The 26,885-nt window shown below is 68.9% G+C and carries 18 protein-coding genes and 1 pseudogene; 11 read left to right on the forward strand and 8 right to left on the reverse strand.

Annotation, left to right across the window (positions count from 1 at the left end; genetic code table 11):
• Positions 1 to 51: 51 nt before the first annotated feature.
• Positions 52 to 891 carry a pyrroline-5-carboxylate reductase gene (gene proC, locus PSRA_RS06760; RefSeq protein ID WP_094661145.1) on the reverse strand — a complete coding sequence of 280 codons (840 nt, stop codon included), beginning with the start codon at positions 889 to 891 and terminating at the stop codon, positions 52 to 54.
• 53 nt (positions 892 to 944) lie between these two features.
• Positions 945 to 2,363, reverse strand: coding sequence for an alpha/beta fold hydrolase (locus tag PSRA_RS06765; protein WP_094661146.1), 1,419 nt, complete (start codon positions 2,361 to 2,363; stop codon positions 945 to 947).
• A 153-nt stretch (positions 2,364 to 2,516) separates the two neighbouring features.
• Here PSRA_RS06765 and PSRA_RS06770 point away from each other — a divergent pair, with 153 nt between their 5' ends.
• The 4 genes from PSRA_RS06770 (at position 2,517) to PSRA_RS06785 (ending at position 10,304) form a co-directional block, all read left to right on the forward strand.
• Positions 2,517 to 5,399, forward strand: coding sequence for a sensor histidine kinase (locus tag PSRA_RS06770; protein WP_158216360.1), 2,883 nt, complete (start codon positions 2,517 to 2,519; stop codon positions 5,397 to 5,399).
• Between the two features lie 169 nt (positions 5,400 to 5,568).
• The gene (locus PSRA_RS06775; protein ID WP_094661147.1) at positions 5,569 to 6,399 is read left to right on the forward strand and encodes a response regulator; all 831 of its coding nucleotides are present in this window, start codon (positions 5,569 to 5,571) and stop codon (positions 6,397 to 6,399) included.
• A 315-nt stretch (positions 6,400 to 6,714) separates the two neighbouring features.
• Positions 6,715 to 7,506, forward strand: a complete 792-nt coding sequence (locus tag PSRA_RS06780; RefSeq protein WP_094661164.1) for an ABC transporter ATP-binding protein — start codon at positions 6,715 to 6,717, stop codon at positions 7,504 to 7,506.
• Positions 7,507 to 7,538: 32 nt separating this feature from the next.
• Positions 7,539 to 10,304, forward strand: a complete 2,766-nt coding sequence (locus PSRA_RS06785; RefSeq protein ID WP_094661148.1) for an FtsX-like permease family protein — start codon at positions 7,539 to 7,541, stop codon at positions 10,302 to 10,304.
• 14 nt (positions 10,305 to 10,318) lie between these two features.
• On the opposite strand, the gene PSRA_RS06790 is transcribed toward PSRA_RS06785, so the two are convergent.
• The 4 genes from PSRA_RS06790 to PSRA_RS06805 all read right to left on the reverse strand — a co-directional run bounded on the left by PSRA_RS06790 (position 10,319) and on the right by PSRA_RS06805 (position 15,060).
• Positions 10,319 to 11,188, reverse strand: a complete 870-nt coding sequence (locus PSRA_RS06790; RefSeq protein WP_094661149.1) for an energy-coupling factor transporter transmembrane component T family protein — start codon at positions 11,186 to 11,188, stop codon at positions 10,319 to 10,321.
• Complete coding sequence (locus PSRA_RS06795; protein WP_158216361.1) at positions 11,188 to 12,738, reverse strand: ABC transporter ATP-binding protein; 1,551 nt, start codon at positions 12,736 to 12,738, stop codon at positions 11,188 to 11,190. The genes PSRA_RS06790 and PSRA_RS06795 overlap by 1 nt, the downstream gene beginning before the upstream one ends.
• Positions 12,739 to 12,812: 74 nt before the next feature.
• Complete coding sequence (locus tag PSRA_RS06800) at positions 12,813 to 13,442, reverse strand: ECF transporter S component (protein ID WP_094661151.1); 630 nt, start codon at positions 13,440 to 13,442, stop codon at positions 12,813 to 12,815.
• Positions 13,443 to 13,743: 301 nt separating this feature from the next.
• Positions 13,744 to 15,060, reverse strand: a complete 1,317-nt coding sequence (locus PSRA_RS06805; protein ID WP_094661152.1) for an O-acetylhomoserine aminocarboxypropyltransferase/cysteine synthase family protein — start codon at positions 15,058 to 15,060, stop codon at positions 13,744 to 13,746.
• Positions 15,061 to 15,538: 478 nt separating this feature from the next.
• Between PSRA_RS06805 and PSRA_RS06810 the strand changes: the two genes are divergently transcribed.
• The 7 genes from PSRA_RS06810 (at position 15,539) to PSRA_RS06840 (ending at position 24,577) form a co-directional block, all read left to right on the forward strand.
• Entirely contained in the window at positions 15,539 to 16,414 is an 876-nt protein-coding gene (locus tag PSRA_RS06810) for a pyridoxamine kinase (RefSeq protein ID WP_094661153.1), read from the forward strand.
• A 189-nt stretch (positions 16,415 to 16,603) separates the two neighbouring features.
• Positions 16,604 to 17,125 carry a YraN family protein gene (locus PSRA_RS06815; protein ID WP_094661154.1) on the forward strand — a complete coding sequence of 174 codons (522 nt, stop codon included), beginning with the start codon at positions 16,604 to 16,606 and terminating at the stop codon, positions 17,123 to 17,125.
• Positions 17,125 to 18,660 (forward strand): YifB family Mg chelatase-like AAA ATPase, encoded by a 1,536-nt coding sequence (locus PSRA_RS06820; RefSeq protein WP_094661155.1) that lies wholly within the window; start codon positions 17,125 to 17,127, stop codon positions 18,658 to 18,660. The genes PSRA_RS06815 and PSRA_RS06820 overlap by 1 nt, the downstream gene beginning before the upstream one ends.
• 44 nt (positions 18,661 to 18,704) lie before the next feature.
• A complete protein-coding gene (dprA, locus tag PSRA_RS06825; protein WP_094661156.1) occupies positions 18,705 to 20,240 on the forward strand; it encodes a DNA-processing protein DprA in 1,536 nt (511 codons plus the stop codon).
• A 97-nt stretch (positions 20,241 to 20,337) separates the two neighbouring features.
• Entirely contained in the window at positions 20,338 to 22,287 is a 1,950-nt protein-coding gene (locus PSRA_RS06830) for an FAD-dependent oxidoreductase (protein ID WP_094661157.1), read from the forward strand.
• Positions 22,288 to 22,970: 683 nt separating this feature from the next.
• Complete coding sequence (locus PSRA_RS09810; RefSeq protein WP_412157111.1) at positions 22,971 to 23,843, forward strand: succinate dehydrogenase/fumarate reductase iron-sulfur subunit; 873 nt, start codon at positions 22,971 to 22,973, stop codon at positions 23,841 to 23,843.
• Positions 23,844 to 23,905: 62 nt separating this feature from the next.
• The gene (locus PSRA_RS06840; RefSeq protein WP_094661158.1) at positions 23,906 to 24,577 is read left to right on the forward strand and encodes an O-methyltransferase; all 672 of its coding nucleotides are present in this window, start codon (positions 23,906 to 23,908) and stop codon (positions 24,575 to 24,577) included.
• Positions 24,578 to 24,676: 99 nt separating this feature from the next.
• Here the strand turns inward: PSRA_RS06840 and PSRA_RS06845 are convergent, their stop codons facing one another.
• Together PSRA_RS06845 and PSRA_RS06850 are read right to left on the reverse strand one after the other, a co-directional pair.
• A complete protein-coding gene (locus PSRA_RS06845; protein WP_094661166.1) occupies positions 24,677 to 25,504 on the reverse strand; it encodes an LOG family protein in 828 nt (275 codons plus the stop codon).
• Between the two features lie 307 nt (positions 25,505 to 25,811).
• Positions 25,812 to 26,786 (reverse strand): annotated as a pseudogene (locus PSRA_RS06850) (Na+/H+ antiporter NhaA); the annotation flags it as partial.
• Between the last annotated feature and the right edge of the window lie 99 nt (positions 26,787 to 26,885).

The following is a 26,885-nucleotide window of genomic DNA, read 5'->3' on the forward strand; positions in this document are numbered from 1 at the left end:
CCGGAATACCGGTCGGCGTCCGCCCTGTGTCGTTTCTCAATCGCCCGTTTCTCAGTCGCCCATCACCGCGTCGACGGCGCTCATGACGTCGCCGCGGAAGCCGCGCTCCTCAAGGCGCTGCACGCCGCGAATCGTGGCGCCGCCGGGCGAGCACACGGCGTCCTTCATGGCCGCGGGAATCTGCCCCGTCGCCACCTGGAGCGCGCCGGTGCCCTCCACCATGGCCGACACGAGGCGGTAGGCGGCGGCGCGCGGGATGCCGTGCTTCACGGCCGCGTCTGACAGTGCCTCGATGAACATGGCCGCGTACGCCGGGGCGCAGCTGGTCACGGTTCCCGCCTGGTACAGCGTGGCCGTGTCGAGGAACTCGACGAGGCTGATGGGCTCGAACAGGCGCGTGAACGTGCCGATCTCGTCAGGCGTGAGGTTGCTGAGGCGCTCGGCCACCACGACGCCCTTGCCCACGGCGATCGGCGTATTCGGCACGATGGACAGATGGTGCGTGCCCGGCGCGAGAATCGTCTCGTACTTGGCGAAGTCCCAGCCCCAGGCGATGGAGATGACGACGGTGCCCGGCTCGGCGAGCTTGGCCTTGATGGGCTCGACGACGGATTCGATGACATTGGGTTTGACCGCGAGGATCACGACCTCGCATTCGTCCACCACGTCGGCGGCGCTGGCGGCGGCCGTGGCGCCGAGCACGGAGGTGGCGGCGTCGAGGGTCTGGCGGTTGATGTCGTAGGCGACGATCTGCGCGCCGTCGATGCCGCCGTGGCGCACCATGCCGGTGGCGATGCCCTGCGCCATGGCGCCGAAGCCGATGAATCCGATGGTGAGGTTCGATGCGGCGGTGCCGTCGGCGACGACGGCGGACGGGTTGATAACAGTCATGTTTTCTCCGGTTTCCTCAACGATTTTTCCGACGGACGCCGCCCCGCGGGCGGTCAGCAATAACGGTCGGCGAACACGGCGCGCAGGTCGCCGCGATCCAACGCCTCATTATAAAGGCGCGGGAACACGGAGTCGCCGTGGATTCCATCGTGTTCGAACTCGTTCGTCACCCACGCATGCGACGCGCCGATATGCTCGAGCGAGGCGAGCGACAGCTCGGACGGCACGTACATGTCGTCGTGGTAGACGGCGGCCTGGAGCGGAACCTCGTTGGAGGCGAGGCGGTCGAGGTCGTAGATCATGCCCCAGCGCGTGTCGTGCATCATCAGTTCCTCGGCGTCGCGGAAGGGGCGCAGCGACGAATCGGTGGCGAACATATCGGGCAGCGCCGCCTCGCCGATGAAGCACAGGGGGCGCGCGTCGGGCGCCATGTCGGCGTGTCGCGCGATCTGGCGGTCGGCGGCCCAGTCGGCGGGGGCGCACTGCCCCTCCGCGCCGCCGTTGAGATAGATGAATTCCTGCAGCGTCCAGTACAGCGGGCGGTTATACGATTCCGTTTCCGACAGCACGTTCATGAGGAAACCGTCGGTGAGCGTGGGGCGACGGGATGCGGACGACACAGACGCCGCGGACGATGCGCCGTCCTCCCCCGCGATGCCGCCGGCACAGACAACGGAGCCGTCGCCGTCCGCGAAAGCCTGGTCGAACAGCCAGTGGAGGCGCTCCGGGGCGGGCTTCATGCCCATGCCGCCGCCGAGCATCTGCAGACGGCGCACCGTCAGCGGATCCCCGTTGGGCAGGCGCACGTCGCCGTCGGCCAGCGCGTCGGCCACGGCGGCCACGCGCGCAGCGTCGCCGGGATACCGCTCGTAGTAGCGGCGTGTCTTCATCATCATCTTGCGCACCGTGTGCTCGTACACGGTGTCGGGGCCCGCGTCGATGGCGGGGATGCCGCCGGCGGTGAACGATGCGAGGACTGCCTCGGGGAAGATCGACAGATAGGTCAGCGTCAGGAAGCCGCCGTAGCTCTGCCCCAGCGTGACCCAGCGCCGGCCGCCGAACTCGGTGCGGCGCAGATGCTCGAAGTCACGGATGATGGAATCGGCGAGGAAATGATGCAGGTAGTCCGCGAGCGCACGCGGCGTGCCGAAGCGACGCGCGACGCTGGCCTGCACACGGCTGGAGCGCCCTGTTCCGCGCTGGTCGGGCAGGATGACGCGGAAATGGCGCACCGCCTCGGCTATCCACCCGTCGGAGTCAGGCGACAGGGGGCGCGGCCCGGGGCCGCCGGGGCCGCCCTGGAGGAAGACGAGAAGCGGCATGTCGCGCGATTCGTTCTCCGGCGCGCACACCACGCGGTAGAACAGGCTGAGACGCTCGGACGCGTCGGGCGCCGACCAGTCGAGCGGCACCTCGATGGAATGGTCCTCGATGCACAGGCCCGGAACGTAGTATTTCGCCAACAGAGTCATGGTCCTCCCCTCGTCGCGCACGGCTATAAGGCGGTCTGCGCGCCGCGTCATCCTTCCGGACGATGGCCGGCGCCGCCCGCCACGGCTAGTGTGGAAGGCACCATGGACGGCGCCCGCGCATGGCGACGCAGACGAGACGACGGAGGGACCACGATGGGCACTGGGATAGGCGCCGGGAACGTTCCGAGCCCCGGCACGCCGGATAACGGGCAGACGGAAGGCAGCGCCGGCGCCCCGTCCGACGCCGCCTTGTCCCGCATCGTCCCGTCCGACGAAACCCACGCGGGCGCCCCGTACCGCCCCGCCGCAATGTCGGGCACCGTGCGGCATATCGTCTCCGCCCTCTCCCGCCATGCCTGCTATCCGCACGGATGGCGCTCCGTCATCTTCGACGTAGCCCTTGCCGCAGGTCTCTATGCCATCTGCACACCGCCCATCGCATCGATGACGCCCGCCCCGCAGAATCCGGTTCTCGGCGACATGTCCGACCCGGGCGTGTGCATCGCATGGTCGATGGCCCTTTTTCTGCCCGCCGCCTGCCGTCGTCTGGCACCCGTGCGCATGGCGTGGGCCTTCGCCGCCGTCTGCGTGGCGCAGCTCGCGCTGGGGCCGAGCATTCTTCCGTTCGACCCGTTCTGCCTCGTCATGCTGTATACAGCCATCGTGTATGGGGACCGGACATCGGCGCCCCCCCTGTGCCTGGCATCCGTCGGCATCGGCGCCGTCGCCTCGCTGTTCATGGCGTATACGAATGTGCATGATCTGGCGGGGCTGGACTGCTCCACGGCCATGAAGCCCACGGCGACCATCATCGACACGATGGCGGGATGCCGCGCCGCCCTGCTCACCCAATTCTCCGGGAACGCCCTCGGCGTCGGCGTACTGCTGGCGTTCACGATGGTGGCGGCGTTCTGGCGTCGCACGACGCGTGACTCGATGCTTCTTCTGCGCGAGCGCACCCAGGTGCTGGCGAGCCAGAAGGAGCAGGCGGGGCGCGAGGCGGCGATGCGGGAGCGGGCGCGCATCGCACGCGACATGCATGACGTGGTGGCGCATACGCTGTCGACGATCATCGTGCAGGCCGATGCCGGACGGTACGCCGCCGCGAACGACCCGGGGAAGGCGCGGGGCATCATGCTTACGATCCGGCGCGAAATCGACCATGCGCGCAGCGACATGGCGCAGCTTCTCGGCGTCCTGACCGACGGACTGCCCGACGGGGTTCAGAATGGCAGGGCCAAGCATGACGGCACCGGGGCGGGCGCCTCCCCCGCCGCCCCGTCCTCGCAACACGCGGCATTCTCCGGCGTGTCGTACGAACGCATACCCGAGCTCATCGCCCAGGCAAGCCTGGAGTCGGCCGCGCTGGGACCGACGACTCCGGGACAGGTGATTCCGAGGTCCGCCGTGACGCATGTGGTCTCGGGCATGCCCCGGCCCGGATTGCTGTCGGGCAATGCGTCGATCTGCGCCTACCGCGTGGTGCAGGAGGCGCTGACGAATGTCCGCAAATACGCGCTCGGCGCCGCCTACGATTCACCCGATGCACGCGCCACGCACAACACGCGGGACACGCCTGATATCTCCGGCGTGTCCGAAGCTGCCGGGGCACCGGACGGGACGCACAAAGCACTGGACGAGGCGCCTGGAACCGTCACGGCGCCGCGCACCGTGCATGTCCGCGTCGATGAACGCTGGGACAGGACGGGGCTGACGCTGCGTATCAGCGACGACGGCATCGGGGCGGGCTCGTCATCGGACGGGCACGCGCCGGGTTTCGGCCTCATGGGCATGGCGGAGCGTCTCCGTTCGGTCGGCGGCACCCTGCACGCCGGCCCCCGAGCCGACACGGAGGGCCCGGGCACGCCGGGTTTCGTCGTCGAGGCCGTCATTCCCTATGATGCCGCCGCACCGGTCGGCGCCTCCGCCGCATCATCCGCATCGTCGCCGGCCCCGACTTCCGTCGCCTCGCGCCACACCTCTGCCGCGAGCGCCGCCCCGTCAGCCGCGGCACCGGCTCCATCGCCAGCCCCAACGCCCCGCCAGCCGCGGCGCAATGCCGTGGAACGCATGGCGGCGTGGTCGATCCGTCACGAGCGCATCGCCGATATCATCATCACAACGCTTCTGTGCCTGCTGACGCTGATGCTCGATGCCTCGCTCGTCGGTACGAATCCCCCCGGCTCGTTCGTCCTGCCCGCGCCGGTTATCGCCCTTCTTCCCGTCGCGACGTGCCTGCCCCTGGTCAACCGCCGTCGCAGGCCGGAGCGCAGCTGCCTGCTGGTGTTTCTCCTATGCGTCGTGAACATGCTGGTGGGCACGACGCAGCTTCCCGCGTGCATCGTGCCGGTCACGGCGGCTCTGTTCTCCGGCACCCTGTATGGGCGGCGCGGCATCGGCTGGCGCCTCGCCGCCCTATCCGCGACGGGCAGCGTCATGGTCGGCCTCGACATGACGCTGTACGAGGGCCTCCAACCTGACGGCACCATGCCCTTGCAGGGGCTCGCGTTCGCGGCGCGGCATACGGGGCCCGTATCCGAGGAGAACATCGCGATCGGCCTTGCCTACGCCGTGCTGTCTTTCATCGTCTGCCTGACTGCCATCGGCCTGGGCAACCTGTCGCGCAGCCGCGACGAGAACCTCACGCTGCTCCGAGCGCGGGCGGATGCACTCGAGCAGGAGCGTGACGCGCGTGACAAGGCGGCGGCCGCCGAGGAGCGCACGCGCATCGGCGCGCAGATTCAGCACGATGTCTCCGCCACGCTCGAATCCGTCAGCCGGCGCGTCGACGAGGGCCTGGATGTGGTGGATTCCGGGCGTGCCACGCCGGACGCCATTCGCTGCGCCTTCGCCGACATCGCGCAGCAGGGTCGCTCCGCCCTGCGCCGCATGAGGCGCCTTCTCGGCGTGTTGCGCGACACGGAGCGGGGCGAGGATGACCGAAGCGCACCGTCCACGGCGCTGTCGAAGCACGAGCTGCATCCCGCCGCCCCGCTGGACGAGCAGCTGCATGACGCACATCTGCCCCACGCCTGATCCGCTGTCACCCCGATCCGTTCCCACGGCCCAGCCGCTGCGCCGCCCCGGCGCAGCGTAGCCCGCTCCCCAGAGCTCCGGCGCCGAATGCCCGGCGGTTAGAATAGGCGTCGGCAACACAGGCGACACGACGCAGGCCGGTACAAGCCGCCGCAGGCAGGGAGGTTTTATGGAGAGCCAGGGACCGAACGCGGACGGCGTCATCACCGTTCTCGTCGCCGACGACCAGGAGCTTGTGCGCACCGGATTCGCCATGGTCATCGACTCGCAACCCGACATGCATGTGGTGGGGCTCGCCGGCGACGGGGCCGAGGCGGTGCGCCTGGCCGCCGACCTGCATCCCGACATCGTGCTCATGGACGTGCGCATGCCCGGTATGGACGGCATCGAGGCGACACGCCGCATCGTGTCCGCGCCGGACGCATCGTCCGACAGGATGACGCGCGTCATCATCCTCACCACCTTCGATCTCGACGATTACGTCATGTCGGCCCTTCTCGCCGGCGCCAGCGGCTTCCTGCTCAAGGACACCGAGCCCGAGACGCTGCTCTCCTCGATCCGCACCGTACGTCGGGGCAATGCGATCATCGCCCCGACGGCCACGAAACGCCTCATCCAGCGCATGATCTCGCACGATGGCGGCGCGGCGCTCCATGTGGCGCCCACCACGGCACCGGACACGCCGGCGACCGCCCAGGCGGGCGCATCGCCGGTCTCCCGGCACGCATCGTCGCCCCATGCATCATCGCCCTCCGCCCCGGCACCGCAAACCGCCGCATCCGGCGCCGCCTACACCGACCCGGAGCTCGACTCCCTCACCGCCCGCGAGCGCGAGGTGCTGGTCGGCATCGCGCGCGGGCTGTCGAACCAGGAGATCGCCGACGAGCTGGTCATCAGCCTGCCCACGGTGAAAACGCATGTGGCGCATATTCTGCAGAAGACGAATTCCCATGACCGCGTGCAGGCCGCCGTCTTCGCCTACCAGAACCATCTGGTCTGAGGCAGGCGGCCACGCCCCGCTCCCATCGCGCCCCGCTCCCATCGCACCCTGCTCCCATCGCACCCCGTCCATCGTCTTCTCGCCTCCCTTCGCCGCCATCTGCACGGAAAATCATCCCCGCGGATGATGGCGGCCTCTTTCACCCTCCGGTAGATTCATGACATACCGGGGCGGAACGATCCGCCCGTCGCACCGGGCGGCGACGCCGTCCCAAGGGAGGAAAGAGGAAACATGAGCGCATCCACCAATGCCCCGACGCCCACGGCAGGCCAGACCCTGCCGAACCTGGCATCGCTGAACCAATCGGCCGCCGGCATGGCGAACGGGCCGGCCATCCAGGCCATCGATCTCGTGAAGGATTACGGAACCGGCGATTTCGCCGTCCATGCGCTGCGCCACGTGAACGTGGCGTTCGAACGCGGCCGCTTCACGGCCATCATGGGCCCGTCCGGATCGGGCAAGTCCACCCTCATGCACGTGCTGTCGGGCCTGGACTGCGCTACGTCGGGCCATGTTCTGTTCGACGGCAACGACATCACCACGTTCGACGACAAGCAGCTGACGCTGATGCGCCGCGACAACGTCGGCTTCATCTTCCAGAGCTTCAACCTGCTGCCCATGTTCACGGCCGAGCAGAACATCGCCATGCCGCTGACACTGGCCGGCAAAAAGCCGGATCGGCAGTGGCTGCACAGGCTCGCCGCGGACCTCGGCATCGAGGACCGCCTGTCGCACCGTCCGGCGGAGCTGTCGGGCGGCCAGCAACAGCGCGTGGCCATCGCCCGCGCCCTCATCACCCATCCGCATGTGGTGTTCGCCGACGAACCGACCGGCGCGCTGGACTCCATCAGCTCCGCCGAGGTGCTCGGCATGCTGCGCCGCCTCGTGGACGAGACGGGCCAGACCGTCATCATGGTTACGCACGATGCCGCCGCAGCGGCGTACGCGGACCGCGCAATCGTCTTCTCCGACGGCAGGATCGTGGCGGACGTGGACCATCCCACTGAGGAAGGCATGAGCGCGCTCGTCATGGAGCAGCGCCGCGCCACGGCGCAGGCCGCCGCATCGAACGCCGCCGCCCCGAACGCCGGCCCCGCGGGCCTGTGAACCGCGCACCGTCAAGGAAGGACAAACACACCATGTGGTCCATCACCCGAGGAATGATGAAGCGCAGCCGCAGGACCCTCGTCCCCGCCGGCATCGCCATCGCCATCGCATCCCTGTTCATCAGCGCCACGCTTCTGTTAGGCAACGTGCTCGACGCGCAAAGCGTCAAGCAGTTCACCGCTGAGTACGGCAACGCCGAATACTCCGCCACGCCCGACTACCCGGCGTCCCCCTCGTACCAGTCGGACGGCGACGTCCCCACACTGGCGAGCACCGGGCTCGAAGACATCGCATCCGTCAACGGCGTGTCGGACGTGCGCTACTCCGGAACGGAGCCCGTCATCGCCTCCGCCGGAGCCGCGTCATCGGCATCGTCCGCCGCCTCGTCCGGCTATTCCGCGTCGGGCATCGAGGTCAGTACGAAGGCGGGCATCATGCCCATCGACCTGGCCGACGGCTCATGGCCGTCGAAGCCTGGCGAGGCCGCGCTCGACTCCGACCTCGCCTCCAAACTCGGCGTGTCGGTCGGCGGCACCGTGAGCCTCGTCTCCACCGCCGTCGACTCCGCCGCAGCCGACGACGCGGCCGCCGTCTCGCCCCTCGTCGTGCGCGTCACGGGCCTGACCGACGACCCGCACGAGCAGTACTCGCTGGCCGGCGGCTCCGTCACGCTGGCCGCCGATGACATCGTGGAGCTCGAACGCCAGAACCTCCTTGCCATCGGCACGCCGCAGTCCGACGTCGATTCCTTCACGCACGGCGACATCACCGCCTCCGCCGTGTATTTCTCGCTGGACTCCGGCATGAGCGATTCGCAGAAAAACGATGCCATCGGCCAGATCCGCTCGAAGCTGCGGAGCGTGACGGTCACGTCGCGAACCGACGCCGCCGACGCCTACCTGCGCAAACTCAACGGCGGCGGCGTGAACCCGGTGGTCGCGGCAATCCTCGTGTTCGCCATCCTCGCCATGTTCGTCGCGGCGCTCGTCATCGCCAACACCTTCCGCGTGCTCGTCACGCAGCGCCGCCGCACCCTCGCCCTGCTGCGCACCATCGGCGCCAGCAAAGGGCAGGTGCACCGCTCGGTCCTGACCGAAGGCGTGGTGCTCGGCCTCGAGTACTCGGCTCTCGGAACCGCGCTCGCCTACGCCATCGTCGCGATCCTCGCGGCAGCCAAGGTGCAGGGCATCGAGCTGATCCCGTCGGCCTCCTCCATCCTCGTGCCCATCGTGTTCGCCACGCTGATCACGGTGCTGGCGTCGAGCGGCGCCGCGCGCCTCGCCACAAGCGTGACCCCGATGGAGGCCCTGCGCCCCATCGACGCCACCGAGAAGGCCGGAATCAAGGCGGCGCGCGCCGTGGTCTCCGTGCTGCTCCTCGCCGGCGGCCTGGCGCTGTGCCTGTCCGCCGTGCGCATGGCTGGGAGGATCTCGCCCAGTAGCAACGATTACGCCACCCCGCTGCTCATGGCGGTGCCCGGCTGCATCCTCGTGTTCATCGGCCTCGTCATGTCGACGCAGGCGTGGATTCCGTGGCTGCTGTCCGGACTGGGGCGCCTCGTGTCGCTCACCGGAGCCTCGGGCACCATCGCCGCCGCGAACATCCGCAAGAATCCGCGCCGCATCGCCGCCACCAGCGGCGCGCTGCTCATCGGCATCACCCTCGTCGCCACCGTCGCCACAGGCGCCTCGTGCGCCTCCGCCACCGTGAACCGCGAGCTCGACAGCCACTACAGCGTCGACGCATCCATCACCGAGGTCGCCGCCGACCCTGCGCAGATCGGCCAGGTCAAGGCCCTCGACGGCGTCTCCGACGCCCAGGGCATCGCCGCCTACGCCGTCACCCTCTCGGCCAAGGGCACCGTGCCGGATATCTCGGACGCGGACGACGCGCAGTCCTACACCGCGATGTACGTGATTCCGGATTCCGCCATCGGCTCCGTCGTGTCCGACACGTTCGGCACCCGCCATCTCGAGGACGGCGTGGTGTATGTCTCCGACGCGATGCACACCACCAAGCCGAACACGACGCCCGACGTCCGGACCGGCGACAGCCTGGGCATGGTCGTGACAAGCACCAGGTCCGACCAGGACTCCCTGTACGCCACCGCATTCGAGGGCGGCGACGTCTCGACGATCCCGCAGGCCCAGACCACGCTGCCGGTGCGCACCGCCTCCTTCGCCATCGGCGACGACGATTGCTCGCTTGCCATCTCCGAAGGCACGGCGCGCTCCCTGGGCATCGACCCGGGCCGCCACGACATCTGGATCGGCGTGGACAAGAACGCCGACGCCTCCGACCTCATCGACCGGCTGACGACGCTGACGCGCGACTTCAACGGTTCGAACCTGACGGGCGCGTTCATCTTCCGCAAGATGTTCGACACCGTCATCGACATCGCCATGAAGGCGATGCTGGCGCTGCTCAGCGTCGCCGTCATCATCGCCCTCGTCGGTGTGGCGAACACGCTGTCACTGTCCGTTATCGAAAGGCAGCGCGAATCCGCCACGCTGCGCGCCATCGGCATGACGTCGGGCCAGCTGCGGGCGTCGCTCGCCTGGGAGTCGGTGCTGATCTCGGTGGGCGCCGGGCTCGCGGGCCTGGTGACGGGCGGCTTCTTCGGCTGGGTCGGCGCCGTGACGCTGCTGACCGGCACCAGCGTGGCCTTCGCCCCCAACTGGGCGATCTACGGCGGCATCGTGCTGCTGTCGCTGGTCGCCGCACTGCTGGCCAGCGTGCTGCCGGCGCGCCGTGCCACGAAGGTGCCGCCGGTGGTGGCGCTTGCCGACGCCGACTGACGCGCCGGCCGCGGCTATCGCAGCACCATCGTTGCGATAGCCGCGGCGGTGCCGCAGAGAGTCAGGGCGACGAGCAGCCAGTCGCCGGCGTCCATGCGCACCTGCACACGGTAGGTGCGCCTGACGCCCGGCATGCCGAGCCCGCGCGTCTCCATCGCCCAGCCCACGTTGCGGCTCATCGTATAGGCGCGGATCAGTACCGCGATGATCACCGGCATATACGAACGGAACCGGGCGACCATACGATGCAGCGGCCCCCTGCGACGCCGACGACGGGGCGCACCGTCCGCGTCATTCGCGCCACCTGCGCCATCCGCCCCGTCATCGCCGCCGTCACCGCCGTCGCCGCCAATATCGAGGCCGCGCGCCCGCTGGGCGTCCATCACGTCGCCGAAAATCGAGAAGAACACGGGGATGTAGCGCAGGGCGGTCGACAGGGTCAGGCCGGCCTTGTAAGGCACGCCGAGCCTGACGAGGCCGCGCACGAACATCGGCTGGCTCGTGGTGAACAGCGTGAGGAAGCAGGCGAAGCCCAACGCGGGGATGCGCAGCCCCATCACGACGGCCATGAGCAGGTTCTCCTGCGTGATGCGCAGGAATCCCGCCCGCCAGATCTCGTGTGCGCCGCTGGGGTCGGTGATCGGCCACAGGATGACGATAAGCACGATGACGGGAGCCAGCACCTTCCATGCCCAGGCGATGCTGCGCCGCGGCACGCCGTCGGTGGCGAGCATGACGTGCTCCGCCGCGAGCACAGCCGCGATAAGCCACCACTGCCGCCACACGAAGCACAGCACGAGAAGGGCGAGGCTGAGCAGCATCTTGGCGCGCGGATCGCGCCGGTGCAGCCATCCGTCGCCGGGAACAAACAGGTCGGAGTCCATCAGACGGCCCCCTCTCCCACAGTGCCGGTTCCGATCGCGCCCCACTGCGCCACATGCCCGCCGTCCATGCGCAGCAGGTGGGTGCAATGGCGCGCGATGGCGCGCAAGTCGTGGCTGATCATGATTACCGTCACGCCGCGCGCATTCGCGTCGTCGGCGAGGCGAAGGAATCGTTCCGCTAGATTCGCGTCGAGGCAGGCGGTCGGTTCGTCCAGCACAAGCACCGGGGTGCGCATGGCCAGCACGGAGGCGACGGCGACGGCGCGGCGCGCCCCGTAGTCCAGCGTGGCGGGCGGCGCGTCGGCCACGTCTGCGAGATCAAGGGCGTCGAGCAGCGCCCCGGTGCGCTCCGTCACCGCCTGCCGCGGCACGCCCAGCGCGCGCGGACCGTATCCGATTTCGTCACGCACCGTGGAGCAGAAGATCTGATGGTCGGGGTTCTGGAACACGAACCCCACATGCCGCGCCATGGCGCCCACGCTATGCTTCGCCACGTCGAGTCCGTCCACCGTCACCGTGCCGGCGCCAGGCCGCAGCAGGCCGTCGAAATGCCGCACCAGCGTGGTTTTGCCCGATCCGTTGCGCCCCGTCAGGCCCACGAAGGCGCCACGGGGAATCCGCAGACTCACGTCGTCAAGCGCCGGAGCCGCGTCCTTCGGTGCATTGGGGTACCGGTAGGTCACGTGGTCGAGGGCGATGACGGCATCATGCCCGTCGCCGCGCCCCTCGTCCGCCGCGCCCACCACCTCGATGCGCGGATTCGCGCCCCGGGGCTGCGCCACGCCGGCGCGCTCCAGGGGTTCGCGCATCGTGTCGAAAACCTCCATGCCGCCGTCGGCGAACACGCCACCTCGGTCAAGCGCCACGATGCGGTCGGCGCGGCCGAGGAAGCATTCGGTGTGCTGCTCCGCCATGACGATCGTCATCGGCCTGCCGCCCTGCGCTTCGCGCCGCCGGATGGAGTCCAGCGCCTCCATCACCTCTCGCCGTCCGTCCGGGTCAAGCGCGGCGGTCGGCTCGTCGAGCACGAGAACGTCGGGCCGGCCCACGAGGGCGGCGGCGATGGCGACGCGCTGCATCTGCCCGCCTGACAGCTGCGTGGGCTGACGGCGGCGGAAGGCGCGCATCCCCACGGCATCCAGGGCGTCGTCGATCAGAGCGTCCATCAGGGACGGGTCGACGCCGCGGCTTTCAAGCGGAAAGGCGATCTCGTCCTCCACGCTGGCGCAGAACAGCTGCGATTCGGGGTCCTGCTGCACATAGCCCACGTGGCGGGACAGCTCCACCACGCCGGTTGTGCGCGTGTCGCGCCCCATGACGCGGACGGTGCCGCTCATGCGCCCTTCGGCAAGCGAGGGCACGATGCCCGTCAGCGCCATGCACAGCGTGGATTTGCCGGCCCCGGTCGGGCCCACCAGGCCGACGAATTGGCCCGCCTCAATGCTCAGGTCTACGCCACGCAGGGCCTGCACCGGCGCCTGCCCCTCCCTCGAGGGGTCATAGCGCCAGCCCAGGCCCTGCGTTTCGATCACGGTACGCGGCGTCGTCACCACGCACCGCCCTTCCGGCTATGTCGCGCGGTCCGGCGGATCGACGGATGCTTCCGTGTCACGCGGCGTCTCCTTCAGTCCTCGTCCGCGGAGCCGGCGCCCACGCCGAGGTTGCCGAGGCGCACAAGCGGCGGGTACGCCTTGCGCACCGCGGAGAACAGCGCGATGCCGATCACGATGCCGACGCCCGCCTGCGCGAGGTTGCCGGGCACGTCCACCAGCGACGCGGAGACGCCGGACAGCACGATTCCCGCGAGGAAGTAGCCGAGCACCTTCCACAGCCCCGCCGCGACGGAGCCGATGATCATATTCACGGGCTTGAACTTTCGCACCGACAGGCCGACGATGATGGCCTGGATGCCGTCGATGACCAGCGTGAACACCGCCCACTGCGGGTAGCCCGAGATGAGGTCGGACAGCGCCGGGCCGAGGCCGCCGATGATGCCGCCGATCCACGGGCCGAAGGCGTAGGACGAGAAATAGATCATCGCGTCCGACAGGTTGAGATAGCCGCGCGACAGCGTCGGGATCTTCACGACCATCGTGAACACGGTGGTCACGGCCGTCATGATGGCGATCAGCGGGATGAGACTCGCCGTGGGCCTGGAGCCCCAGGCGCCCCGGGATCGACGCGCCGCGACTTTCCCGGTCTTCCCGTCGTTGTCATCGTCCTCGTCATCGTTCGCCGTGGCATTGCTCGCCATATGCTGCTCCTCTTCTTGACGTTGACGCCGGGCGCGATCGCACCGGATACGGCGGCGCCGGACCAATCGCGTCAGGTCATCCGCCGCCCGAATCGTGCGGCATCCGATACAGACACCGAATATATACCGCCCCCGTCACCCGGCGCTCACGAATGCGCGGCGCACGGACACGCCCCGGAACGCACGCACCGTCCGCATAACGATGCGCCCGGTCCGCTGGAACGGACCGGGCGCACATGCGTTCACGGGACGGGTCTGCGCCGTACGGACGCAAACCCTTGGGACTCCTTACGAAGTCGCCTTACTTGGCGAGGCCGGACTCGCGCAGGGCCTTGAAACCACCGTCGAGGTCCTCGATGATGTCGTCGATGTTCTCGAGGCCGATGGACAGGCGGATCGTGCCCTGGTGGATGCCCTGGTCCTCGAGCTCCTCCGGGGACTCCTGGGAGTGCGTGGTGGACGCCGGGTGCACGACGAGGGACTTGGCGTCGCCCACGTTCGCGAGCAGCGAGAACAGGTGCAGGTTGTCGATGAAGACGCGCGCCGCGTCCTTGCCGCCCTTGATGTCGAAGGTGAAGATGGAGCCGCCGCCGTTCGGGAAGTACCTCTCGTACAGGTCATGGTCGGCGCGGCCCGGCACGGCCGGGTGGCTCACGGACTCGACCTCCGGGACGGTCTGCAGGTACTCGACCACCTTGAGGGCGTTCTGCACGTGGCGCTCGACGCGCAGCGAGAGCGTCTCGGTGCCCTGCAGGAGCAGGAAGGCGGCGAACGGGGAGAGCGTGGCGCCGGTGTCGCGCAGCAGGATGGCGCGGGCGCGGGTCACGAAGGCGACGGGGCCGAGGGCCTCGTAGAAGTTGAGGTTGTGGTAGGAGGGATCGGGCTCGGTCAGCGTCGGGAACTTGCCAGGCACGGCCGCCCAGTCGAACTTGCCGCCCTCGACGATCACGCCGCCGAGCGTGGTGCCGTGGCCGCCGATGAACTTCGTGGCGGACTCCACCACGATGTCGGCGCCGTGCTCCAGCGGGCGGAACAGGTACGGGGTGGCGAAGGTATTGTCGACGACGAGCGGCAGGTTGTGCTTGTGCGCGATGTCGGCGATGGCCTCGATGTCGGCCAGGTCGGCGTTCGGGTTGCCGAAGGTCTCGATGTAGACGAGCTTCGTGTTGTCCTGGATGGCGTCCTCGAAGTTCTTCGGGTCGCTCGGCTCGACGAAGGTGGTGGTCACGCCGTCGCGCGGAAGGGTGTGGCGCAGCAGGTTGAAGGTGCCGCCGTAGATATGCTTGGAGGCCACGATGTGGTCGCCGGTCTGCGTGATGTTGCGCACCGCGTATTCCACGGCCGCGGCGCCGGAGGCGACGGCGAGGCCGGCGGTGCCGCCCTCGAGCGCGGCGATGCGGTCCTCGAACACGCCCTCGGTGGTGTTGGTCAGGCGGCCGTAGATGTTGCCCGGGTCCTGGAGGCCGAAGCGGGCCTCGGCATGGTCGAAGTTGTGGAAGACGTAGCTCGTGGTGGCGTAGATCGGGACCGCGCGCGAATCGGTGGCCGGATCGGCCTCTTCCTGGCCGACGTGGAGCTGGAGGGTCTCGAAGCGGTAGTGGTTATTCTTCTCAGCCATTGTTATCTCCTTGGGGGAACGTGTCGGATATGTCTGGCATCGGTCGGTCGTTGCATCCGGGGCCTCGCCCCGGCGTCATCGCCTTCCGTGTTGTCGTTGGTTCACAGAATATGACGCCGCGGACGCCGACACAGGCGGTTTGCTATCACGGTTAGTTATGGCCGACTACAACCCAGCCGCCCGTAGGGTTTTCGCAAGGCTCCGCCCGGCTTCGGCCGGTGCTTCCCCGCCGCATCCGCATGCCGCTTCCCGCAGCGTCCGCATCATGCCCACATCGTGTTTTCCCTCGTTTTTCCCTCGTGTCCGCATCGTGTTTCCGCGACGTTCCGCATGCCGCAACGCCGTGACGCAGGGTACACGATTCGCGGCTATCCTTCCGTTTCGACAGAACCTGCGAACGGCCCCGCCACCCCGGCAACACGGGCGCAGCGGGGCAGGCGCCTTCCGGCGACGCAGGCGCGAAAACCCAAGGAGAACCATGACAGACACCGTCCTGTACAAGCGCAATCCCTCGTATATCCCCCGCGTGGCCGCCGTCCACGACATGTGCGGCTACGGCAAATGCTCGCTGACCGCGGCCATCCCGATCCTGTCGGCCGCCGGCTGCGACGTGTGCCCGGTGCCGACCGGCCTGTTCTCGGCCCACACGCGCTACAAGGTGTTCACCTTCCATGACACCACCGACATCCTCCCGGGCTACCTCGACGCGTGGAAGCAGGAGAACGTGGAGCTCGACGCCGTGTACTCGGGCTTCCTCGGCAGCGCCGACCAAGTGGAGATCATCCAGCGCCTGTACGCCGAGTACCCGAACGTCCTGCGCCTCGTCGACCCGGTGATGGGCGACGGCGGCGAGCTCTACCCCACCTACACGCAGGAGCTGTGCGACGCGATGGGCGCGCTCGCCGACGGCGCCGACGTGCTCATGCCGAACCTGACCGAGGCCTCGATCCTCACGGGCATCGAGTACCCGGGCCAGGACATCGACGACGCCACCGTGACCTCCATCATCGACAAGCTGCTCTCGCTCGGCGCCAAATCCGTGGTGCTCAAGGGCATCGACCGCAACGATGGCAAGCTGCGCAACTACGTGGCCACCGCCGAGGACGGTGCGGACGGCAAGATCGAGCTGCCGCACGAGAAGCTCCCGTTCATGACCCACGGCACGGGCGACGCCTTCGCCTCCGCCCTGTGCGGCGCGATCCTCGCGGGCCGCGGCCTGGCCGAATCGGCCCAGATCGCCGGAAAGTTCGTGCGCGACGCCATGGTGTCGACGCGCGACCAGCCCCATTACGAGGAGCGCGGCGTGAGCTTCGAGCTCGTGCTCGGCGAGATGACCGCCCTGCTCTCCCGCTGATCCAGACTCCGCTTCCGGCATCCGCCTCGCTCGAGAGAGGCCGGAAAACGAGTTATCCACAATTGGCCGCGCCTTAAGCGCGGCCATTTTTCAACGATTTTGCCTTTCCGGCCCCGAAAAGGCGCCGACGTTCGTCCACATTGCCCGAAATCGGCCGCGTCGCGTGTCGCGGGATGTTTGACTGGCGCCATGACACAGAACACACCAGACACAACACGCAACACCCGTCCCTCCGATCGTCGCAACGCCGGCAGTGAACGACCCGCGGACACCCGCCCCGCCAACGCCCGCCCGGGCGCTGGCCTCGGCCTCGACGCGCTCGCCCAGAGAATGGCGCACGGGCACGTCCCCGCGCGCGAACTCGGCGCCCTCGGCGAGGAATACACCTGCCGCATGCTCGAAACGCACGGCTGGCGCATCGTCGACCGCAACTGGCACTGCCGTTACGGCGAGCTCGACGTCATAGCCATCGACCCGGCGGGCACGCTCGTCTTCGTCGAGGTCAAGACGCGCCGCGGCCACGGGCACGGCACGCCGCAGGAGGCCATCACCTTCCGCAAGCGCCTGACCATGCGCCGCAGCTCCTGCCTGTGGCTCACCGAGAAAAAGCCGGGCATGCGCACGCTGCGCTATGACGTCGTCGCCATCGAGATCCCCACGCAAGGACCCGACCGCATGCTGCGCTTCACCCATCTGGAAGGGGCGCTGTGATGCATATCGGTTCCGCCCTTTCCGTCGGCCTTCTGGGCCTGCGCACCTTCACCATCCAGGTCCAGGCGTTCATCTCGCCCGGACTTCCCTACTTCTCCCTCATCGGACTGCCCGACACGGCGCTGAGCGAGGCGCGCGAGCGCGTCAAATCCGCATGCACGTCCTGCGGCCTCGAATGGCCCGGCACGCGCGTCACCGTGAACCTCTCGCCCGCCTCGCTTCCCAAGCGGGGCGCCATGCACGACCTCGCGATCGCCGCGGCCGTGCTCGAGGCGGCGCGCGCCATCGACGAGGAGTCCACACGGCATGCCATCGCCATGGGAGAGCTCAACCTCGACGGCACCGTGCTTCCCGTCAACGGCATGCTGCCGATCCTCATGCATGCGCGCGACCACGGCATCATGCGCGCCTACGTGCCAGAAGGAAACGTGGACGAGGCGCGGCTTGTCAGCGGCGTAACGGTGGTGCCCATCCGGCATCTGGGCGAGTTCATCGAACGCTGCGGCGGCGAAGCCAGGTGGACGCTGGACACGGCCGTCGACCTGGCGCAGTCCGCGGCGGGCGACGCACCGCCGGCGCGACATGACGACACCGTCGACATGGAGCAGGTGCTGGGCCAGCCGGAGACCAAGTGGGCGCTCGAGGTGGCCGCCGCCGGCGGGCACCACATCCTCATGACGGGCCCGCCGGGAACCGGCAAGACGATGCTCGCCTCGCGCCTTCCCGGAATCCTGCCGCCCCTGAGCGACGCCGAGCAACTGGAGGTGGCGCAGATCCGATCCATCTGCGGAACGCTTCCCGAATACGGCATCTCCCCCGTCCCGCCGTTCGAGGCGCCGCACCATACGGCGTCCGTGGCGGCGCTGACAGGAGGCGGCTCGGGCATCGCGCAGCCGGGCGCCATCACGCGCGCCCATTCGGGCGTGCTTTTCCTTGACGAGGCGCCGGAATTCTCCCCGCGCGCGCTGCAATCGTTACGCGAACCGCTGGAAACCGGCATGGTTTCCCTGTCCCGTGCAAAAGGCACCACGATGTACCCGGCGCGCTTCCAGCTCGTCATGGCCGCCAACCCGTGCCCGTGCGGGCATGGCTGGGGCCGCGCCACGGGCTGCACCTGCAAGCCGCAGGAGCGGCTGAGGTACTGGAACCGCCTGTCGGGGCCGATTCTGGACCGCATCGACATCCAGGTGGATGTGCCGCCCGTCACCTCACTCGACCGCAGCGGCGCGGCCCCGGAGAGCAGCGCTTCGATCCGCGAGCGCGTCACACAGGCGCGCCTGGCGGCGCAGGAGCGTTTCGCCGACCGGGGCTGGGCGTGCAATGCGCGGGCGACGGGCGAATGGCTGCGCACGAATACGCCGCGCGCGGCCCGGCTGTGCGTCGACAAGGCGCTGGAATCCGAAAGGCTGTCCCTGCGCGGCGCCGACAGGACGCTGCGCCTTGCGTGGACGCTCGCCGACCTGGGCGGGCGCACGGTTCCCACGGCCGACGACACGGCGGCGGGCATCATGCTGCGCACACGGCTGCGGCAGTAAGCGGCGGCAAGAAACACGATTGTGCCATCGAACGAAGGAGAGACATGACCGGCATATCCCACACCCCCGCGCCGCCCGCGGACACCGGGCGCGACGAGGAAAGGCTGGCCCGCGCGGGGCTCGCCCTCGTCTGCGACGGCGCGGACCATCTTATGAATGCCATCCTGCGCTCCGCCCCCGCCACCGAGGTGTGGAAGGAGCTGCACGACCCCACGCCCCGCACCATCCGGCATCTTCTGGCCATGGCGGGCCATGGCTTGGGAGACGATGATGCCATCGGCGACACCATCGGCGGCGTGTACGACAACACGGTGGCGCAGAACGCAGCAGCCCATCCCACGGTGGCGCAGAACACCGTGGCCCGGCCTGCACCGGCCCGGGGCGGGGCGCGCGGTGCCATCGCCCGCTCCGGCAGGCTTCCGAAGGGCGCGGCAGCGATGGCGCAGCATATCCGCGGCTGGCAGGACCGCGCCGCGACGCAACCCGAGTCGCCGCTCGACCTCGCCGAAACGCTGACGGACGGGGGCGCGTTGCGGATCCTCATCCCCGGCGACGAACACTGGCCGGTGCGCGTGGAGGACCTGGGCAATTCCGATGAGTTCCCCGACCCCCTGTGCCTGTGGGTGCGCGGCGATCCGGCGGCGCTTACGGCCTGCGACGCCCCGCTGGGAATCGTCGGCTCGCGCGAGGCCACCGGGTACGGAACCCGCGCCACACGGGAGGCGGCGCGGGCCGCGGCCGAGCGAGGGCACGTCATCGTATCGGGCGGGGCGATGGGCATCGATGCCGTCGCCCACGCGCAGACGGTTGCTGCAGGAGGGCGCACGGTGGCCGTCATGGCGGGCGGCCTCGACCATGTGGGGCCCGTGTGCAACCTCGAGCTGTTCCATTCCATCGTGGATTCGGGCGGGGCGCTGATCAGCGAGGTCGCGCCGCAGACGGTGCCCGTGGCATGGCGCTTCCTGACGCGCAACCGGCTTATCGCCGCGCTGAGCCACACCGTGCTCGTCACGCAGGCGCGCTACCGGTCGGGCGCGCTCAACACCGCCACGCACGCGCTGCGCCTCAACCGCATCGTGGCGGCCATCCCCGGCGACGTGGACCGCCCGTCGAACGCGGGATGCAACGAGCTCATCTACCGCGGCAAGGCGATTCTCCTTCCCGCGCCCGAGTCAATCGTCGACCTTCTGCCCGACGAGCACCAGCACGGCGCCGCGCCGACCATCGCACAGGAAGGCGGCGAGAACGCGCTGTTCCCGGATTCCGCACTCGACGCCGCGGGCGCCGCCGGCTCCGTCGCGCCGTCCGGCGGAGCGCACGCCTCCATGGCGGGCCCGGCCCGCGCGCGACGCCCCGAGGACGGACCGGAGACCTTCGACCTCGACGACGCCATCATCTCGGCCATCCGTCGCCTGCGGCGCACCGGAGGCAGCGCCGACATCGCGTCCATCCACCAGGCGCTCGAATCGGGCCCCTATCCCGGCCTCGCCGTGCGGCGCACGGCCATCCGCCTGGGGGCCCTCGAACTGGCCGGGCGCCTGCTGCGCAACGCCGACGGCACCTTCGCCGTCCCGCGCTGACAGACGGCGCGGGCATTCGCGCAAGCACCGGCGCTGGCACCGTCCGCCGTGCGCGGAACGCCTGCGCAGCTCAGGGGGTTGTGACAGAATCGGAGGCATGAGTCCTCACCAGGTGAAAAACAACTATGACCTCGTCATCGTGGGCGCCGGGGCCGCCGGATTGTCGGCGGCCCTCGGCTTCCTGCGAACGTTCGACACCGCAACCGCCGGCCGTGAACCGGACGTGCTCGTCATCTCCAAGCTCCAGTCCCTGCGCTCGCACACGGGCTCGGCCGAAGGGGGCATCGCCGCCTCGCTCGGCAACGTGGAGAAGGACGACTGGCACTGGCATTACTACGACACGGTGAAAGGCGGCGACTACCTCGTCGACCAGGACATGGCGCGCATCCTCGCCCGGGACGCGCCGAGGACGGTCATCGAGCTGGAACACGATGGCGTCGCCTTCTCGCGCCTTGAGAACGGGCGCATCGCCCAGCGCCTTTTCGGCGGTCATACGGCTGATTTCGGCAAGGCGTCGATCCACCGCACGGCGTATGCGGCCGATCGCATCGGGCACCAGATCCTGCACTCGCTGTGGCAGCAGTGCGTGGCCGAGAACGTCGAGTTCGCCGAGGAATGGTACGTCACCGACCTCGATGTGGAGCGTGACTCCACAGGGGCGGCCGCATGCCACGGCCTCGTGGTGCTGGACACGCATACGGGGCGCACGCATGCCATCCGCGCATCCCACGTCATCCTCGCCACGGGCGGCGCGGGCCGTCTGTTCCACACCACGTCGAATTCCTGGGACCTCACCGGCGACGGCATGGCCCTCGTCCTGCGTGCCGGCCTCGACCTCGAAGACAGCGAATTCATCCAGTTCCATCCCACGGGGCTCGCCCATACGGGAATCCTCCTGTCGGAGGCGGCCCGCGGCGAGGGCGGCGTGCTGCGCAACAGCGAGGGCGAGGCCTTCATGGCGCGTTATGCGCCGGGCCACGCCGACCTGGCGGCGCGCGACGTGGTGACGCGCTCCATCTACTCGGAAATCGAGGCGGGGCGCGGCGTGGCCGACCCCATGGACCCGGACGGCCCGAAGGACTGCGTCTGGCTCGACCTGACCGCCGTGGGCCGCGAGACGCTGGAGACGAAAATCCCCGAAGTGTATTCCACGATCCGCACCTACGCGGGCATCGATGCGGCCACGGACTGGGTGCCGGTCAAACCGACCGCGCATTACACGATGGGCGGCATCCCCATCGACCAGGACGGGCGCGTCTACGAGTACGCCTCCGGCGAGCGCCGCTTCGTGACCGGACTGTACGCCGCGGGCGAATGCTCGTGCGGCAGCGTGCACGGGGCGAACCGCCTGGGCGCCAATTCCCTGCTCGACGCCTGCCTGTTCGGGCACCGCGCCGGCGTCGCCGTCGCACGCCGCACGATGGACGCGGCCGCCGACGCGACCGGCCCCTCTGCCACGCCCTCTGCCACACCCGGGGCGGGCGACGACGCGCTGGCGCGCCTTCTGGAACGCCGCAACGAGATCATCGACTCCCTGCTCCCCCGCTCCCCGCAAACCGCCGACACGCCGCGGACCACAGGCGTGTCGCAGAATGTCACCGCCGCGAACCAGGAGACGAACGGGCACGCCTCGACCGGGGCCGCCGACAACGCCGACAACCCATATGCCGTCATGGCCCGGCTGGGCTCCGTCATGGAGCGCAACTGCGCCGTCCACTGCTCCGCCGAAAGCATCGCACACGCCCGCGCCGCCATCGACAGCAGCATCGCCCCGGCCGCGGAGCGCCTCACGGCGCATAGCGCCACGCGCAGCTTCAACCAGGAGCTGACCGCCATCCTCGAAACGCGCAACCTCGTGACCGTGGCCCGCACCGTGCTCGCGGCAAGCGACGCACGCAAGGAGTCGCGCGGCTCCCTCAAGCGCGACGATTACCCGGAGCGCGACGACGAGCACTTCCTCAGGCATTCGCATGTCACCGCCGCCGGCGACGTGACGTGGGAGCCCGTGACCATCGTCGACTTCGCCCCGCAGGCCCGCACGTACTGAGAGCGCGCCGCACGCGCATTGCGATAGGAATTGCGATAGGAAGAAGGATTTCCGTGAACGTCGAACCCATAACCGTCGTCGTCAGGGTGCATCGTTTCGACCCCCTGCCCGACCCTGCATCCGCCGCGCCATCCGCTGCCCCGTCAGTCATCAAAGACGCGACACGCCAGGATTCCGAGGCGCGCCGCGACCGCCCGGGCCGTCCCGGACGCCGCCATGTCAGCCCCTTCGCGCGCCTCGAGAAGAACCATGACGCCAACGATGCCTCCCAGACCGGAACCGACGGCGCAAGGAAGAACACCGAGGAGAACGGCACCTCCGGCGCCGCCCCGTCGCGGCCCCGTCGCGCACATACAAGCCCCTTCGCCGCGCTCGACCGCAAACGCGCCGAGGAAAAGTCGGCGCACGGGGACGCAGCATCGCAGCAGGACGCCGCGCACCATGCGCAGGCCGACGCCACGCCGTCGCGGCCCCGTCGCGCACACACGAGTCCTTTCGCCAAGCTCGACCGCAGGCGTGCCGAGGAGAAGGCCGCGGGCACGGCATCCGCCCCGTCAACGCCGTCCGCATCGTCTGCCCCGTCCGCCCCGTCCTCCGGCGTGTCGCACGCATCCGCGGCTCCGTCGCCGGACGACGCCACGGATTTCCCGCCTATCCGCCGACACCGACACCAGCGCCGTACCGTGGCGCCGGTGTCTCGCCGCGCCGCATCGACGCTCGGCGGCTCCCCCGTCGCCGGCTCCTTCGGCGCGTCGGCCACCGGGCGCAGCTGGGTGCAGGACTACACGGTGACGGTGAATCCGCAGACCACCGTGCTGGACTGCCTTCTGGATATCAAGCGCCGCATCGACCCCACGCTCGCCTTCCGCTACTCGTGCGGCCACGGCATGTGCGGCTCGGACGCCGTGTCCATCAACGGCACGCCGTCCCTGCTGTGCAAGACGACGGTGGCCCAGGCCGCGGCCACGGCGCGGACAACGACCGGCGGCTTCATCCGCACCGGCTCCGCCCCGTCCGCCAAGCCCGTCTCTCCCACAGACGCAGCTGCGTCAGCATCCGCCCCGTCCGACCCGCCGGTTATCGACCTCGCGCCGATTCCCGCGTTCACGGTGCAGCGCGACCTCATCGTCGACATGGAGCCGATGCTCGACCAGATCCGCGCCCTCCAGCCCTATCTCGAGGCACGTGACGAGCTCCTGAAAACCAAGGACGGCAAGATCAACGTGCTCGAATATCTCCAGTCCCCCGCCGAGCTCAGGAAGATCGAACAGCTGTCGACCTGCCTGGCGTGCGGCGTCTGCGAGTCGAGCTGCCCCGTGTTCGTCGGCGGCGACGCGTTCATAGGCCCCGCGGCCATCGTGAACCAGATCCGCTTCATCGACGATTCCCGCGACGGCCTGACGAAGGAGCGCCTCGAGGCGCTGGGCGAATCCGACGGCCTGTCGGCCTGCCAGTCGGTGCGCGCCTGCGGTCTCAACTGCCCGCAGGGCATCGACGTGGGCGAGGTGATCTGGCAGTTCATCCAGCGCACGCAGACGGAGCGCCAGGAAGGCTGACGCCGCTTCCGGATGTGAGACATCCGACCCGCCCCCACCGCCCCGTGGCTACGCTGACAGGTATGAGCCTGAACGTGTATGAGAACATTCCCTCCGCCTGGAGTTATGTCGAGGACGAAGCGGCGCACGCCGAAACCGCTTTGGAGAAAACCGCCCGCCAGAAGCTCAAGGAGGCGGGCATCCGCCCCTGCTTCGCCTCGCAGGCCGCGTTCATCGCGCACGAGGCGCAGGCCGTGCGCGCGCAGTCGGTGATCCTGCTGGGCGGCGCGCCGATCCTCGAGGCGCTGCATCTGACGGACGCCCTCGGCAGCGAGGGCCAGGTCACGATCATCGACACGGACCAGAAGGTCACGAAGCTGGCCACGGCGCTGTTCAAGTCGCTCGAGGAGGAGTCCACGGTGCGCGTGCGCATCGTCGCCGCCCTTGGCGACAGCTATCTGCCGCGCCTGAACACGATGGACTACGACATCATCGTGGCGGGCGGCGATCCCACGAACTACCGCTGCGCCTATGACAACGCGGAGCGCCTGCTGCGCCGCGGCGGCGAGCTCATTCTGAGCGATGCCCTCGGCTTCCTCAACGCGGATTCCACGGGAGGCCTGACGAACCCGGCCGACCGCTCGCGCAAGGCGACGCTGCTGCGCGCCCTGAGCAAGGAGCTGGCGGACGACGACCGCTTCTCCACCACGCTGACGGGCATCGGCACGGGCCTGTCGCTGAGCGTCCTGCGCTGACGCGCATGCCGTGGCAGCACCACTGGCGGCACTGCCAAGGCATCACATCCGACGCACCGTCGCAGGTGTGCATCGCACCTGCGACTCGCATCTGCAAACTCACACCTGGGGCGGAATAAGCCTCGTGGCGTACTCGACGGCCTCCTTCGGGTCGTCCGTCACCTTGAACAGCTGCGGGTCCAGCGGGGAGATCATGGACCGGTACAGCAGCGTGTCGTTGACCCAGTCCAGCAGGCCCTGCCAGTACTCCGAGTTGTAAAGCACCACGGGCATCGTGGCGGTTTTGTGCGTCTGCACAAGCGTGAGGCATTCGAACATCTCATCCAGCGTTCCGAAGCCTCCGGGGCAGACGATGATGCCTTTCGAATACTTGACGAACATGGTCTTGCGCACGAAGAAGTAACGGAAGCTCATGCCGAGGTTGACATACGGGTTGATGCCCTGCTCGTGCGGAAGCTCGATGCCGAGGCCCACGGACACACCGTCCGCGAGCGCCGCTCCCCTGTTGGCGGCCTCCATGATGCCGGGGCCGCCGCCGGTGATGACGGCGACTTTCTTCTCGGCGGCGAGGGCGCCCATGCGCTCGGCGGCTATGTAGTCCGGGGTGTTGCGCTTGGTGCGGGCCGAGCCGAAAATCGTGATGGCGGGGCCGAGTTCCGCGAGCGCGCCGAAGCCGTCGACGAATTCGGCCTGGATGCGCAGCACGCGCCACGGGTCCATGTGGAGCCAGTCGGTGGAGCTTTCGCCGTCCAGAAGGTGGCCGCTGGTGGTGCCGTCCTGCGGGATCATGGTGCCGCGGAAGGTGACGGGGCCGCGGTGGTATTCGTCGCCGAGCGGCGATTCGGGCTCCGTGGTTCCCTGGTTCGGCACGATGGCTCCGCCGGCCGTATCTGTGCCCGGAGCGCCGTGCGCAGCGGCATCGTTCATGGTTGCGTCGGTCTCGGGCGCGCCCTCCCCGGGGCGGCCGGACCCACCGTTGCCGCCATCGTCGGCGGTATAGCGGCGCAGAAATCTCGTCATTGTCTTTTCTTTCTCTTTTTGCAGTATCACATCCATCGTATGCCACGATGCCGCCGCCACGGGGCGTGGAAGGTGAACTGTTGGCAATGCGTCGCCATACGGACGGAAAACGGCGCCGCATATGCGGCGCCGCTCCTTTCGGCGCCCTCGCGGCGCCATCGTATGTCCTTCGGCCTGCCGGACGAACAACCGACCGGGCGGACAGAGCGACGGATCAGGAGATTCCCTCGTCCGAATCGTCGCCCTCCTCCTTGACCTCGGCGGCGACCTGCGCCGCGGAAGTCTCGACGTACGGGAAGGCGGCGTCGCCGTCCACATGGGACATATCCTGCAGCGCCTCCTCGGCGCCCTGCGAAAGCTTGGCCGCCTCGGCGCGATGCCGCTCGACCTTGGCCATGTAGCGCTTGGACTGGCGCGACAGCAGGATGCTGGCGATGACGGCGGAGATGATGGAGCCGACGAGCACGCCGAGCCTGGCCTCGCCGGACAACTCGGAATCCCTGAAGGCAAGCGAGGCGATGAGGAACGACACGGTGAAGCCGATGCCGCAGGCCGTGGCCATCGGGAACAGGTCGCGCACGCGCAGGCCCTTCGGCAGCTTGAGGCCGCACGCCTTCGTGGTGAACCAGGTCACGAGCATGACGCCGCACGGCTTGCCGATGATCAGCGCGAGGGCGATGCCCATGACGACCGGGGAGACGAGCATATGCGGGCCGAGGTCGTCGAAATGGATGCCCGTGGCGAACAGCGCGAAGATCGGCAGGGCGAGCAGCGCGGAGAACGGGTTGAGCTTGTCATGGTAGCGTTCGGCGCGCGGGGTGTCTTCGCCGTGCAGCACGTTCGCGGGCGTGAGCAGGCCCACGAGAACGCCGGCGAGCGTGGGATGGATGCCCGCCTCGAACATCATGACCCACGCGAGGATGCCGTCCATCGCCACGAGGATCCACAGGACCTTCTTCATGCGCACGAGCAGGCTCCAGATGACGGCGCAGACCACGATGCCCGCGAACCAGTACCATTCGTTGACCGAGGAGAAGCACACGGCGATGACGACGATGCCGAGCAGGTCGTCGACGGTGGCGAGGGTCATGAGGAACGCGCGGATGGAGCCCGGCAGCGTTTTGGCGAACAGCGCGAGGATGGCCAGGGAGAACGCGATGTCGGTGGCGGTAGGCACGGCCCATCCGCGGGCGATTTCGCTGAACNCGTNAGCATCAGGCCGACGGAGGAAGGAGTCTACAAGTGAGCAAGACTGTGACGATCAGGGGCGACGAGTGGAGCGAGGACG

It is taken from the genome of Pseudoscardovia radai (assembly GCF_002259605.1).
In the GTDB taxonomy this organism is placed as follows: domain Bacteria; phylum Actinomycetota; class Actinomycetes; order Actinomycetales; family Bifidobacteriaceae; genus Pseudoscardovia; species Pseudoscardovia radai.